Here is a 13,084-nt window from a genome sequence, read left to right on the forward strand (position 1 = left end):
CAGAAAGTCGGGGGGTCGTCCTGCCCGGCGCGGCCGTTCATCGGCCGCGGCGCGTGGTGGTCGACTGCTAGCGCTCTGTCACAGGCGCTCCGGCCCGAGGCAGAACTGGGCGGGCCGTCATGGACAGTCTACGTCACGCAGGGTCCGCGCCGCGCCGGTTTGTTCACAGGACGCTCGTCACACGGCGAGAGACGTGCCCTATGTTGTGCACCGTGATGACTGAGAACCGGGTGGATCCGCCGACCGCCGGCGGCGAACATGAGCTTCTGCAGGGATTCCTGGATTTCCACCGCGGCACGCTGCTGTGGAAGGTGTCCGGACTGACCGGGGCGCAGTTGGTCCAGCGCAGTGTCGACCCGTCCAGCCTTTCGCTGATCGGGCTGGTCCGGCACCTGAGCGAGGTCGAGAAGTACTGGTTCCACCGGGCGCTCGCCCAGCTCCCGGCGCCGCCGTTGCACTGGACCGCTGAGCATCCGGACGGCGACTTCGACCTGACCGACCCGGCTCGGGCCGAGCACGATCTCGCGGAGTTCCGGGAGATCGTCAGGGTGTCCGGCGAGATCGCCGCGGGCCACACCCTGGACGACACGTTCCTGCGCCCGGGCCACGAGGGTGAGTACTCCGTCCGCTACCTCTACATCCACATGATCGAGGAGTACGCCCGCCACAACGGCCACGCCGACCTCCTCCGCGAACGGATCGACGGCCTGACCGGCGAATAGTCAGCGCTTGATCGACCGGATCAGCCCGACCAGATCGTTGGTCACGCCCCGGACGCCCGGGATGCGGGTCAGCCGGAGCAGCCGGTCGACCAGCGGGACGGACCGATCGATCAGTGCCTTGGTACGACGAAGATCCTTGCTGTCGTCGTGCACCCAGAACAGCACGATCCCCATCTGCATCAGCCACAGCAGCTCGGGCAGCTCCGCCTTCAGGTCGGCCGGCAGTTTGAGGTCCGATCCCTCCACGACCCGGCGGAACAGTTCGACGCTCGCCTCCCGCGCGGGCCGCGACTGGTCGCTGAACGGCGACAGCGGGCTCTTCGGTTCCGCCGCTGTCTTGAAGAACGTGCCGGCGAACTCGTGGTACGGCGCGGACACCTCCAGCCAGGCCCGCAGTACGCCGGTCAGCCGCGGGACGAATGCCTTCTCCGTCGCGAGGACCGACTCGACCGCCTCCACGTGCTGCACCTGCAGGTGGTCGTAGTACGCCTGCATCAGGTGCTCTTTGGAGCCGTAGTAGTAGTAAGCGTTGCCGACCGAGACACCCGCCTCGGTGGCGATCGCCCGCATCGTCGTCTTGCCGTACCCCTGCTCGCGGAACAGCCGCAGCGCGGTGGACAGGATCAGCTCCCGGGTCTGCTCACCCTTGGTGGTCGCACTTTCCGTCACATCCGTCAGCGTAGTCACCCCCATCCCGCACACTCGCCCAACTCCGCAACCCGGCGGCACAGACCGCACTGGGCGTCGTACAGGACGGTCAGCTCGTGCATGGTCAGTAGCCGTAGTGGACCGGTGTCTTGGCCAGTGCTTCGGCCGGGAGTACGTCGTTCGGCGGAACCGGTGGGTTGGTCATGGTCTCGAGCTGGCTGCGGCGGCGGATCATGTTGAAGATCCAGACGTTCATCAGGTGCAGCACACCGAGCACCAGCATCACGATGCCGAGCTTCACGCTCAGCTGCTCGAACACCCCGCGAGCGTCGACGACCACCTTGTCGGCGCGCAGGAACAGCGTCACGAACCCCAGGTTGACCAGGTAGAACCCGGCCACCAGCAGCCGGTTCACAGCGTCGGCGAAGTCCTCGTTGCCGTGGAACACGTCGATCAGGAAGATCCGGCCGTTGTGGCTCAGCGTCCGAGCCACCCAGATCGTCAACGGCACCGAGACCAGCAGATAGATCAGGTACGTCGTCACGGTCATGCTCACCACGTCCTCACAAACTGAACACGTTCAAATTTGGTCACGTGGCGAGCGTACGACCGACTTTTGAACATGTTCAAGTAGGCGATGACGTGAGCTGGGTCTCGCGCTGAGGCAGGATGGCGGACATGACGACCTGGGTCTTCGAGGGAACCGTCCTGCCGGCCGCCGAGGACGCCCGCCTCCGGTTCGGCTCCGGCGACAGCGGCGTGCTGCCGGGGCGGTTCGGCGTACCGGGGCTGGTGGACTCGCACTGCCACCTGACCATGGGCAGCGGCGAGCGCGGCCCCCAGTTGTTCGGCGCCGACTTCGCCGATGAGCGGCTCGGCGAGCTCGCGAAGGCCGGCGTCAGCGCGCTCCGCGACGTCGGCGGCAACCGCGAGGTCACCCTCAAGCTGGCGACCACCGAGGACGACAGCCGCCCGCGCGTCCTCGCGGCCGGCCGCTTCCTCGCACCCCGCGGCCGCTACTTCCCGCAGGCGTACGACCCTGTCGACCCGGAGGATCTGCTGACCGCGGTCGAGGCCGAGATCGCCGAAGGCGCGACCTGGCTGAAGCTCGTCGGCGACTTCCCCGAGGTCGGTCCGGACGGCCCGATCCGCGGCAGCGCCATGGGCCCGACGTACGAACCGGGCCTGGTCCAGGCCATGGTCGAGACCGCGCACGCCCGCGGCGCCCGCGTCGCGGCGCACGTCAACACAGAGCATGTGACCGCCCTGATCGCAGCCGGGATCGACTCGGTCGAGCACGGCACGTCGCTCACCGAACAGGATCTGGCGGCACTCGGGGCCCGGGGCGGAGCATGGACACCGACACTCGGCGCCTCGGTCGTCGCGAAACCGGGCGCGACCCCGGAACAGTTCGCCCGGCGGAAGTCCAGGTCGGAGCATCTCGCCTCACTCCTGCCGGTCGCCGATCGGTACGGCGTCCGCGTCCTGACCGGATCCGATGGCGTCGGGACCGTCGCCGGCGAGATCGACCTGTTGGTGCAGCACGGCCTCACCGTCGAGCAGGCCCTGGTCGCCGCGTCGACCGGAGCGCAGGACTTCCTCGGGCTCACCGGCGACGGCAACCTCGTCACGTACGACGCCGATCCGCTCGAGCATCCGGAGATCCTCGCGACGCCGGCGGCCGTCGTCCTCAACCACCGACGGATCCGCTGATCATGCGCGAGAAGCACCTCGACCGGTGGGTCGCCAAATACCGCAAGGCCTGGGAGTCGAACGACCCGGGCCACATCGCGGCGCTCTGGACCGAGGACGCCCTCTGGCACCGCCGCCCGGACGACGAGCCGGTGGTGGGCCGGGAGGCGATCGTCGCGGCTTGGCTCGAGGTGGCGGACGCACCGGGTGAGACGAGGTTCGAGTACGAGGTACTCGGGTTCGGCGACGGTGTCGGGTTCGTCCGCGGCTGGACGACGTACCAGACCCAGCCGCCGAGCGAGTTCAGCAACCTGTGGGTGATCCGCCTCGCCCGCGACCGCGCCCACGAGTTCACCGAGTGGTGGATGGAGAAGCCGTGATGGGTTACCGTGCCGGTAGGCACTCAGGGTGCCACCGGTCCGCGGGAAGGGCTCAGCCCACCTGATCACGGAGTTGTGTGGTTGTTGTTCACCTCCTTTCTCGCCTGACGACGCGGACAGCAGGCTCGTAGAGAGGAGGTCGCGATGCCGACCCGGAATCTCCCGAACGACCCGCACCTGGACCACCTGCGCAAGCAGGCCAAGACCTTGCTCAAGCAGGTCCGCGCCGGGGACGACGAGGCCGTCGCCCTGGCCGACGAGTTCCATCCCGTCCAGTCGCTGGCCGACGCGCAACTGGTGATCGCCCGCAGCTACGGGTTCCCCAGCTGGCCGCGGATCGTCCGGCATCTGGAGCTCGTCGACCAGTACAGCCGCTCCCCGCACCGCCAGTCGATCGGTGGTCCGCTCGACACCCCGGAGCAACGCGGCGAGGAGTTCCTGCGACTCGCGACGCTGCACTACGGGCAGGACGATCCGGCCCGGCAGCGGTCCGCGGAGCAGTTGCTCGAGCAGTTTCCAGAGGTTGCTCGGAGCAACATCTACACGATGGCGGTGGCCGGCGAGCTGGACGCCGTACGCGAGGTTCTGGCGGCGGATCCCTGGCAGGCAAGGGAGGAAGGTGGGCCGTACCGCTGGCCACCGTTGCTCTACATCACCTACGGGCGGCTCGACGTACCGCATCAGGTGGAGATCGCGCGGCTGTTCCTCGAGCATGGCGCCGACCCGAACGCAGGCTATCTGTGGCAGGGCATGCCGTCACCGTTCACAGCCTTGACCGGGGCGTTCGGTCGTGGCGAAGGCGATCAGCCACCGCACCGCGACCGGGTCGAGCTCGCGCGGTTGCTGCTGGACGCCGGAGCCGATCCGAACGACAGCCAGACCATGTACAACTGCGGTCCCGGTTGCCCTCCGCCGTACGACGACGTCCACCTGGAGCTCCTGCTCGAGTACGGACTGGGCAAAGGCGACGGCGGCCCGTGGCACGAGCGGATGACGACCGCACATCCGACACCGCAGCAGTTGCTGGAGGACGAGCTGGTCTTCGCGGCGTCGACAGGCCTGCTGCACCGGGCCGAGCTGGTGATTGCCCAAGGCATCGATCCGGAGGGACGTGGTACCGAGCATCCGGGCTTCGGTGGGCATCGCGCCTACGAGTTCGCCGCCATCCAGGGGCACACCGAGATCGCGGAGCTGCTGCGCGCTCGCGGTGCGGCGCCACTGGACGACGTACACGAGGTCTTCGCCGCCGTCATGCGGGGTGAGACCCCGGCCGTCAGCCCCGAACTGATCTCGCGAGCCATTGCGCGCAATCCGTACCTTCCCCTCCGGGCCGCCGAGATCGGCCGGACCGAAGCTCTGGAGCCGTTGAAGAACCTGGGCTTCGACCTCAACGTGTTGGCGGGATCCGCGCCGATTCACCAAGCCTCGATCAACGGCCACCTCGACACCGTCAAGAAGCTCGTCGAGCTGGGCGCCGATCCCGAACTGCGCGATCCCTCGTACGACGGGCCTGCGCTGGGCTGGGCAGAGCACAGCTGGGCCGACGACGACCGCAAGCAGGCGGTGATCGACTACCTCAAGGGCTTACGGCAAGGAACAGGAACGCGCTGAACACCATCAGGTGGACGGCGCCCTGAAGCAGGGTCGCCCGGCCGGTGGCGAGGGTGAGAATGCTGGTCACGACGGTCAGCGCGAACAGCACCATCTCCATGCCACCGAGGCCGAGCACCAACGGGCCGTCCAGCCAGATGGAGGCGACCGCGATCGCCGGGATGGTCAGGCCGATGCTGGCGAGCGCTGAGCCCAGAGCAAGGTTGACGCTGGTCTGGAGGCGGTTCCGCAGTGCGGCGCGTACTGCGGCAACCGTCTCCGGCAGCAGCACCAGCAGCGCGATGACGACACCGACCACGGCCACGGGTGCACCGGCTCGACTCCACCGCGGACTCGAGCCTCGGCGAGACCGTCTTGGCGAGGCCGACGACCGAGATCAGGCAGACGAACAGCAGTCCAAGGCTGAGGAGCGCGACCTTCGCGCTCGGAGCGGCGGCGTGCACCTCCTCGCTCTCCACGTCCTCGCCCTCGGCCTCCGCGTCGGGGACGGGAAGGAAGTAGTCGCGGTGCCGGATCGTCTGGACGAACACGAAAACGCCGTACATCACGAGTGACGCCACACCTGCGAACGCGAGCTGAGCCGTGCTGAACTGCGGCCCCGGCGCACTGGTCGTGAACGTCGGCAGCACCAGGCTCAGCGTCACCAGCGCGATCATCACCGCGAGCACACCGGTCGACGCACGGACGCGGAACTCCTGCACGTGATGCCGCAACGAGCCGACAACGAGTGACAGGCCGAGGATGCCGTTGCAGGTGATCATCACCGCGGCGAACACGGTGTCCCGCGCCAGCGACGCGGCCTTGTCGCCGCCGGACGCCATCAGCGTCACGATCAGTGCGACCTCGATGACCGTCACCGCGAGCGCGAGAATCAGCGTGCCGAACGGTTCACCGACGCGATGTGCGACCACTTCGGCATGGTGGACGGCCGCGATCACCGCCGCGCCCAGACCGGCGCAGACCAGGATCAGCAGGATGACACCCAGGTCACGACCCCAGGACAGGACCAGGACGACGAGAGCGAGCGGGGGCACGGCCAGACTCCAGCGCGGCAACCCTTGGACCACGGTGTTTGTCATCCCCGAGAAGTCTATGGCGTACGGCGATATCCGGTTGGCATCCGCCGCCTGACGGGTGATGCTTCTCGCACCATGACAGTGCAGATCAGGACCGCGACCGACGCCGACTGGCCGGCCATCTGGCCGTTCTTCCACGAGATCGTCACCGCGCGGGAGACGTACGCCTACGACCCGGAGCTGACCGAGGAGCAGGCCCGCCCGCTCTGGATGTCACCGTCGAGCGCCGCGCGCAGCCGGACCACGGTCGCGGTCGATGCCGACGGCGCCGTTCTGGGCACCGCCAACATGTACCCGAACCGCCCCGGTCCGGGATCGCACGTCGCCAGCGCGAGCTTCATGGTCGACGCGGCAGCCCGGGGCAAGGGCGTCGGCCGCCTGCTCGGTCAGGACATGATCGACTGGGCCGCTCGGGAAGGGTTCCGGTCGATCCAGTTCAACGCGGTGGTGGAGACCAACGAGTCCGCCGTACACCTCTGGCAAGCGCTCGGCTTCACCATCATCGGGACGGTGCCGGAAGCCTTCGACCACCCCAAGCACGGGTACGTCGGCCTGCACGTGATGCACCGCCCGCTGTAACTCAGCCCTCCAGTCGATCCGCAACGAGCCGGGCAACGCGATCGGGCTCACGACGTACGAAGACCTGCCGTGGCGGCCCGCAGTACCGCGGCCGTGAGTGCGTCCAGGATGGGCGACTCCAGCTTCCAGTGCTGCCAGTACAACGGCACGTCGATGTACTTGCCGGGAGCAACATCCACCAGGCGGCCGGCGGCCAGCTCGGGCTCCGCGATCTCGTCCTCGATCATGCCCCAGCCGAGCCCGATCCGGACGGCTTGGTGGAAGGCGCCGGGAGCCGGTACGGCGTGCGCCGGCGGGTCCATCCGGCGCCGGGTCACCTTGCGGATCAGCCGGTGCTGCAGCACGTCCTTGGCGTTGAAGATCACCATCGGTGCCTCGGCGAGCGCATCCGCCAGCGGCTTGCCGGCCAGCCACCGCTCGGCGTACTCGGGAGTCGCGACGGGTAGGTACCGCATCTTGCCCAGCGGTACGACGCGGCAGCCTTGGACCGGCCGTGGATCGGCCGTCACCGCGGCCAGGACCGTGCCGTTGCGGAGGAACTCGGCCGAGTGCTCCTCGTCCTCCTGGTGGACCAGGAACCTGGCGTCGAGGCTCTGGGACAGGTCGAGCATCGCGGGCAGGAACCAGTTGTTCAGCGAGTCCGCGTTGACCGCGATCGGCAGCCGGAGCGCCTCGACGGTGCCGCGGACCGCGACGATCGCCTCCAGTTCGAGCAGCGAGACCTGCCGCGCGAGCCGGAGTAGCGCCTCACCGGCCGCGGTCGGACGCGCCGGCTTGCCGCGCATCACCACCACCTGACCGAGGCGGCTCTCCAAAGCCTTGATTCGCTGACTGACCGCGGACGGCGTCACCCGCAGACGCCGCGCCGCCGCGTCGAAACTGCCCTCGTCGACGACGGCGGCGAACGTCTCGAGCTGTGCGGAGTCGAACTGCATGATGAAGCAATCCTAATGCTGCTTCAGAATCTTTAGCTGGTTTGTCCGGCCGTCTGCTGTCTACCGTCGAGGTATGCCCCTCCTCGCCGGCTTCGCCACGTCCTTGTCGCTGATCATCGCGATCGGCGCCCAGAACGCCTTCGTACTGCGCCAGGGCCTGCGCCGTGAGCACGTCCTGCCGGTGGTCCTCACCTGCGCGTTGTCCGACGCGCTCCTGATCTCCGGCGGAATCGCCGGCCTCGGAGCCCTTCTTACCCGGAGCCAACTGGCCCTCGATATGGCGAAGTACGGCGGCGCCGCCTTCCTCTACCTGTACGCCGCCTTCGCTCTGAAGCGAGCCTTCAACCCCGGCTCCATCAGCCCCGCCGACCACGGCCCCACCGCACTCCGCAGCGTCGTACTGACCTGCCTCGCGTTCACCTACCTCAACCCCCACGTCTACCTCGACACCGTCGTGCTCCTCGGCTCCCTCGCCAACCAGCGCGGCTCCGACGGCCGCTGGTTCTACGGTCTCGGCGCGGTCACCGCCAGCTTCACGTGGTTCTTCGCTCTCGGCTTTTTCTCCCGCACCCTCACCCCGGTCTTCACCCGCCCCCGAGCCTGGCAGTACCTCGACACCGCCATCGCCCTCCTGATGGCAACCCTCGCCACCTGGCTTCTCCTGCCCTGACAACCTCCCGGGTGTCTGGACCTGTACCTCCGGGACGACGATCGAGGAGACGACGGTCAACGCGTATCTGTTCCGCTGACCCCCTCGCTGCGGTACCTCTGCGGGGAGGAGGGATCGAGCGTGGACGTGACCGTCTTGTGCGATGCGGTGGCGGTGTTTCCCGAGAGTGTGCCGGATGCGTTGCCTGGCTGGGGGAAGGAGCACGCCGCGTGGACTGCGGACGTGATGCCGGGCAACGTGTCGGGCGGCGGGTGGCTCCTGCACTTCCACAGCTACTTGGTGACTGGCGACGCCGGGGTGGTTCTGGTGGATGCCGGAGTCGGGCCGGCTGGTGGCGAGGCGGCGGAGTGGTTGGGGGTGGCCGGGCGGTTGCCGGGGCTACTGGAGTCGGCCGGGGTGGGTGTGGACGACGTTGACACGGTGGTGTTGACGCATGTGCATCTGGATCACGTCGGGTGGATTGCGGAGGGGTCGGAGCCGCGGTTCCCACGGGCGGAGTACGTCGTACAGCGGGATGAGCTGGAGCATGTGCGCGGCGGGGCGACGTACGAGCGGATGATCCGGCCGGTGGTGGAGGCGGGTCAGTTGCGGATGGTGGACGGCGAGGTGGGGTTGCGGGGGATGCGGTTGGTGCCGACTCCGGGGCATACACCCGGGCATCAGTCGGTGGTGACCGAGCGGGCCGTCCTCGGGGGTGACGTGCTGGTGCATCCGGCGCAGGCGCGGTGGCCCGAGCTCATCTATGTGTACGAGCGTGATCCGGCGCAAGCAGTCACTTCACGCCGGGAGGTGCTCGCGCTGGCGGCCGCGTCGGGGATCCCGATCGCGGCCGCGCATCCACATGCCGCCCTCGACGGCCACGCGAACCCGCTCGCGACACCGACCGCGGGCGACACCGCCTGTCCGCCGTACAACCTTTAGCGATAGCCGGTGGTGTCCGCCGGCTTGCCGGGTTCCTGGACCTCGACGATGTAGCGCCATGCGTCCGGGCGACTCCCGTCCAGGTCGGTGAATCCGTAGACCTGCGCGAGTTCACCGCTGGACGTGGACTTCCCGTTCCAGCGGCGTATGTCGGGGTCCGCCGCCAGCGCGGCCACCGCGCGGCCGACGTACGACGGGCTCTCGGAGATCGCGAAGTGCGGGATCCGCTCGGTCGCCTCGCGCCAGGTCTCCTCGGTGACGCCGAAGCCCTCCAGCATCGCCTCGGATCGAAGCCACCCGGGCGTCAGCAGTACGGCGGTCGCCTCGTGCTTGTCGAGTTCGTGTGCGAGGGCGAATGCCATCCGGCCGACCGCGCCCTTCGCCACGTCGTAGAAGAACGACACGCGGTACGTGTGAGCGTTGTACTCGTTGGTGCCGTCGGTCATCTCGATGACGAGGCCACCCGGTGACTTGATCAGCAGCGGCAGCGCGTAGTGGCTGGTGATCACGTGCGTGTCGATGCCGAGCCGCAGCAGCCGCAGGCCGTCCTCGAGGTTGCTCTCCCAGACCGTCTTGTCCCACTCGGGTTCGCCGTGCTGACCCCAGATGTCGTTGACCAGGATGTGCAGCGCGCCCTGCTCGCGGTCGATCCGGTCGACCAGGTCGCGCACCTGCTCAGGGACGAGATGGTCGACGGGTACGGCGATGCCGTGGCCGCCGGCCTGGTCGACGAGCTCCGCGGTGTCCTCGATCGTCTCCGGCCGGTTCATCTCGGAGCGACCGGCCCGCGTGGTCCGGCCGGTCACGTACACGGTCGCGCCGGCCGCGCCGAGCTGGACCGCGATCCCCCGCCCGGCCGCCCGGGTCGCCCCGGTCACCAGCGCCACCTTGCCCGCCAGCGGCTTCATCCGCCCGCCTCCTTCTTCCATACGTTGTATGATTATGTATCATACGACGTATGATTAACTCCGGCAAGCGGTCCGGACGGCCTCGCGCCGGGGAGGAGCGGCTGAGCCGCGAGGCGATCCTGACGGCGGCCCTGCGGATCGTGGACGACGAGGGGATCGACACGCTGACGATGCGGCGACTGGCCGCGACCCTCGAGGTCAACCCGATGTCGCTCTACCACCACCTGCCGAACAAGGCGGCCGTGCTGGCCGGGCTGGCGGAGTTGGTCTTCGCGGGGCTCGAGCAGCCCGATCCAGGTGATTCCGTGCCGTGGGACGAGCAACTGAAGGACGCCGCCCGGGGCTATCGCAACGCTCTCCGCGCGCACCCGAACCTCGCGCTCCAGGTGCTGTCGGACACGTCCGCGGTGTCGGCGGTCGTGGTGGTGGTCGTGGAGCCGTTCTACCGCGCGCTCGACCGGGCCGGGCTGTCACCGCGGCAGATCTTCGAGACGGCGAACACCCTGGTCGACTTCATCCACGGCTTCTCGCTCGGCGAGGCGTCGGTCCGCACGGAGAACTTCGACCTCGCGCCCGACCTGATCACCCGGGTTGAGCAGTTGCCCGCCGGCAAGGCGCCCGTACTCGCGCGCGTCGTCGGTGAGCTGGGCCCCGAGGGTCTCGCCTACGACTTCGACAGCGGGTTCGAGTCCGGGCTGGCCACGCTGACCGCGGGCATCGCCGCCACCCGTCGCCGGTAGCGCGAGATCGCGACGCCGATCAGACACAGGACACCGCCGAGGTAGGCCAGCGGCGCAGGGCTTTCGTCGAGCAGGAGCCAGCCGAGGAAGATCGTCAGCGGCGGGACCAGGTACGTCGTGGCGCCCATCCGGCCGGCCGTCGTCCGAGCCAGCGCATAAGCCCAGGTCGTGAATGCGATCGCGGTCGGGAACGCGCCGAGGAAGACGATCCACCAGATGGTCGACGGTCGCGCGTCGGCGGTCTCCCGCACCAGCGTCGGCGCGAACGGCAGACAGGCGATCGCACCGATCACGCATGACAGCCAGGTCACCTCCAGCGCGGGCAACCGAGACAGCAGTGGCTTCTGCGAGACCACCGCGATTGCGTACGCCACCGCAGCCACCAGACACAGCAGGACACCCCACGTCTCCGCGCTGCCGCTGGATGACGACAGGCCGATCAGGACCACGCCGCCGAAGGCCGCGACGCTGCCGATCACCAACTGACGTGGGAATCCTTCGTGCAGCAGGACACCGGCGAGCAGTGCGATCAGCAACGGACCGATGTTCACCAGCATCGCGGTTGTGCCGGCGTCGAGGCGGCGCTCGGCCTCGTTCAGCGCGAGGTTGTAGAGACCGAACCAGAGCAGACCGCAGACCAGCAGCAGCTTCCAATCGCCCCTCGCCGGCCAGCGGCGTGGCCGGGTGAAGACGAAGGCGCCCAGCAGCACGCTGCCGACCAGCAACCTGCCCATGGACAGGGCGCCCGCCGAGATCTCCTGGCCGACATGGCGGATCGCGACGAACGCCGATGCCCACAACACCACCGTCACCGCCGCCGCACCCGCGGCCAGCACACCCTGCTTCCTCATGACTGTGACCCTAGGTCTCCGTTGCTTCGGCGGATACCGAATTGACGGGTGCCGGCAGGGCCAGCGGTACGACGAACGCTGTCAGCAGCACCGGCACGGTGAGGGCGGCGACCAGGATCGCCATGCTGAACCAGAGCGAACCGAGCGCGAATCCCGCGAAGACCGCGATCGCGAACACCTCCGAGAAGAAGCCGGACACCGACGTGATCGTGGCGCGCGCCGGTCCGGTGATGGAGTCCTGCAGGCGTGCCTCCGAGACCACGATGACCAGTTGCATGACGCCGTACCCGACCGCGATCGGGATGAAGCCCCAGGCCGACCGGCTCAGCGAACCCCACGCGATCAGCACCGCGGTCACCCCCAGACCGATCGCGAAGGTTGCTTCTGGCAACCTGTACGCCGCTCCCGCCAGCGCACCGCCGATGGCTTGGGCGGCGACCGTACCGGCGATCAGCAACGGGATCGCGCCGGTGGACGCACCGGCCTCGCGGGCGAGCAACGGAAAGTACTCGTCGAACGCCATGAAGCCCATGAGCACGGCGACCAGACCTGCCGCCCGGCGTACCGTCCGGCCGGTCAGCACCTCCGTCACACCCGACCGCACCATGGCCAGGTACGCCGCGAACGCGGCACCCGTCGATTCGGAAGCATCGTCGGCGGCTGCTTCGGCCGGCGGCGCCTCCGGAAGGGTCAGCGCGACGACGGCCTGAACTAGACAGCTGAGCACGCTGAAGACGCCGGCCAAGGTGTAGCCACCGAGGGCGAACAGCGGTGTCGCCAGGGCGGTGGCTGCGAGGTTCGCCAGGAAGGATGCCGACCTGGCGCGACCGAGCAGACTCGCGTATCGACCAGCGCGGTCCCGGGCGACCAGTTCGTCGTACACGAAGGCTTCGAAGGTGCCGGAGATCAGCGCCGAGGATGTTCCCCACAGCACGAATCCCAGGGCGAAGCCGGCGAACGACGGCAGCGTGATCCAGGCGGCGTACCCGAGCCCGCTGATCAGTGCACCGAGCACCAGCAGCTTGCGCCGCGAGTACGTGTCCGCCCAGGCACCCGACGGCACCTCGAGCACGAACCCGGTCGTCGACCAGATGACGAACAGCGTCGAGATCTGGGCAGCCGACAGGCCGTGATCGGCGAACAGCAACTGGTACAGCGGATACAGCGGGATGAAGTCCTGCAGCGCCTCGAACGCGACAATCCGCGCGGAGAGACTGGTCGGCAGGCGGTCGGGGCGGTCAGTGCGTCAAAGGTGCGGGCTCGTGAATCTCATGTCTTGAAACATACGGCGAAATCACCGCGCCGGGCAGATGATTTCCGCGAGCTGTGGACAACCGCCACGCAAAATGAG

15 protein-coding genes and 1 pseudogene are annotated in these 13,084 nt (G+C 68.4%); 8 read left to right on the forward strand and 8 right to left on the reverse strand.

Going from position 1 to position 13,084, the window contains the following annotated elements; translation table 11 throughout:
* Positions 1-215: 215 nt before the first annotated feature.
* A complete protein-coding gene (locus ACIBG5_RS39680) occupies positions 216-722 on the forward strand; it encodes a DinB family protein (RefSeq protein ID WP_396397090.1) in 507 nt (168 codons plus the stop codon).
* Here ACIBG5_RS39680 and ACIBG5_RS39685 read toward each other — a convergent pair whose 3' ends face one another.
* Both ACIBG5_RS39685 and ACIBG5_RS39690 read right to left on the reverse strand, forming a co-directional pair.
* Positions 723-1,391 carry a TetR family transcriptional regulator gene (locus ACIBG5_RS39685; protein WP_396397092.1) on the reverse strand — a complete coding sequence of 223 codons (669 nt, stop codon included), beginning with the start codon at positions 1,389-1,391 and terminating at the stop codon, positions 723-725.
* A gap of 103 nt (positions 1,392-1,494) precedes the next feature.
* A complete protein-coding gene (locus ACIBG5_RS39690) occupies positions 1,495-1,920 on the reverse strand; it encodes a hypothetical protein (RefSeq protein WP_396397094.1) in 426 nt (141 codons plus the stop codon).
* Positions 1,921-2,048: 128 nt separating this feature from the next.
* Here ACIBG5_RS39690 and ACIBG5_RS39695 point away from each other — a divergent pair, with 128 nt between their 5' ends.
* The 3 genes from ACIBG5_RS39695 (at position 2,049) to ACIBG5_RS39705 (ending at position 5,053) form a co-directional block, all read left to right on the forward strand.
* Positions 2,049-3,083: an amidohydrolase family protein gene (locus ACIBG5_RS39695; RefSeq protein ID WP_396397096.1), complete on the forward strand. Its 1,035-nt coding sequence runs from the start codon at positions 2,049-2,051 to the stop codon at positions 3,081-3,083.
* A 2-nt stretch (positions 3,084-3,085) separates the two neighbouring features.
* On the forward strand, positions 3,086-3,442 hold the full coding sequence (locus ACIBG5_RS39700) for a YybH family protein (protein ID WP_396397098.1): 357 nt from the start codon (positions 3,086-3,088) through the stop codon (positions 3,440-3,442).
* Positions 3,443-3,586: 144 nt separating this feature from the next.
* Positions 3,587-5,053, forward strand: a complete 1,467-nt coding sequence (locus ACIBG5_RS39705; protein ID WP_396397099.1) for an ankyrin repeat domain-containing protein — start codon at positions 3,587-3,589, stop codon at positions 5,051-5,053.
* Here the strand turns inward: ACIBG5_RS39705 and ACIBG5_RS39710 are convergent.
* Positions 5,019-5,357, reverse strand: coding sequence for a hypothetical protein (locus ACIBG5_RS39710; protein WP_396397181.1), 339 nt, complete (start codon positions 5,355-5,357; stop codon positions 5,019-5,021). The genes ACIBG5_RS39705 and ACIBG5_RS39710 overlap by 35 nt on opposite strands.
* 271 nt (positions 5,358-5,628) lie before the next feature.
* A pseudogene (locus tag ACIBG5_RS39715) lies at positions 5,629-6,132 on the reverse strand (ionic transporter y4hA); the annotation flags it as partial.
* A gap of 72 nt (positions 6,133-6,204) precedes the next feature.
* On the opposite strand from ACIBG5_RS39715, the gene ACIBG5_RS39720 reads away from it, so the two are divergent.
* A complete protein-coding gene (locus tag ACIBG5_RS39720; protein WP_396397100.1) occupies positions 6,205-6,708 on the forward strand; it encodes a GNAT family N-acetyltransferase in 504 nt (167 codons plus the stop codon).
* A 47-nt stretch (positions 6,709-6,755) separates the two neighbouring features.
* Here the strand turns inward: ACIBG5_RS39720 and ACIBG5_RS39725 are convergent, their stop codons facing one another.
* Positions 6,756-7,643, reverse strand: a complete 888-nt coding sequence (locus ACIBG5_RS39725) for a LysR family transcriptional regulator ArgP (protein ID WP_396397101.1) — start codon at positions 7,641-7,643, stop codon at positions 6,756-6,758.
* A gap of 73 nt (positions 7,644-7,716) precedes the next feature.
* Here ACIBG5_RS39725 and ACIBG5_RS39730 point away from each other — a divergent pair, with 73 nt between their 5' ends.
* Complete coding sequence (locus ACIBG5_RS39730; RefSeq protein WP_396397102.1) at positions 7,717-8,313, forward strand: LysE/ArgO family amino acid transporter; 597 nt, start codon at positions 7,717-7,719, stop codon at positions 8,311-8,313.
* A 120-nt stretch (positions 8,314-8,433) separates the two neighbouring features.
* Positions 8,434-9,234: an MBL fold metallo-hydrolase gene (locus ACIBG5_RS39735; protein WP_396397104.1), complete on the forward strand. Its 801-nt coding sequence runs from the start codon at positions 8,434-8,436 to the stop codon at positions 9,232-9,234.
* On the opposite strand, the gene ACIBG5_RS39740 is transcribed toward ACIBG5_RS39735, so the two are convergent.
* Positions 9,231-10,142 (reverse strand): SDR family oxidoreductase, encoded by a 912-nt coding sequence (locus tag ACIBG5_RS39740; RefSeq protein WP_396397106.1) that lies wholly within the window; start codon positions 10,140-10,142, stop codon positions 9,231-9,233. The two genes, ACIBG5_RS39735 and ACIBG5_RS39740, sit on opposite strands and share 4 nt — an antisense overlap.
* Before the next feature lie 50 nt (positions 10,143-10,192).
* Here ACIBG5_RS39740 and ACIBG5_RS39745 point away from each other — a divergent pair, with 50 nt between their 5' ends.
* Positions 10,193-10,882 (forward strand): TetR/AcrR family transcriptional regulator, encoded by a 690-nt coding sequence (locus ACIBG5_RS39745; protein WP_396397107.1) that lies wholly within the window; start codon positions 10,193-10,195, stop codon positions 10,880-10,882.
* Here ACIBG5_RS39745 and ACIBG5_RS39750 read toward each other — a convergent pair.
* Positions 10,807-11,733 (reverse strand): DMT family transporter, encoded by a 927-nt coding sequence (locus tag ACIBG5_RS39750; protein WP_396397108.1) that lies wholly within the window; start codon positions 11,731-11,733, stop codon positions 10,807-10,809. The two genes, ACIBG5_RS39745 and ACIBG5_RS39750, sit on opposite strands and share 76 nt — an antisense overlap.
* Positions 11,734-11,743: 10 nt before the next feature.
* Complete coding sequence (locus tag ACIBG5_RS39755; RefSeq protein WP_396397110.1) at positions 11,744-12,880, reverse strand: MFS transporter; 1,137 nt, start codon at positions 12,878-12,880, stop codon at positions 11,744-11,746.
* Positions 12,881-13,084: the final 204 nt, after the last annotated feature.

Source organism: Kribbella sp. NPDC050241 (assembly GCF_044459685.1).
Classification (GTDB): Bacteria; Actinomycetota; Actinomycetes; order Propionibacteriales; family Kribbellaceae; genus Kribbella.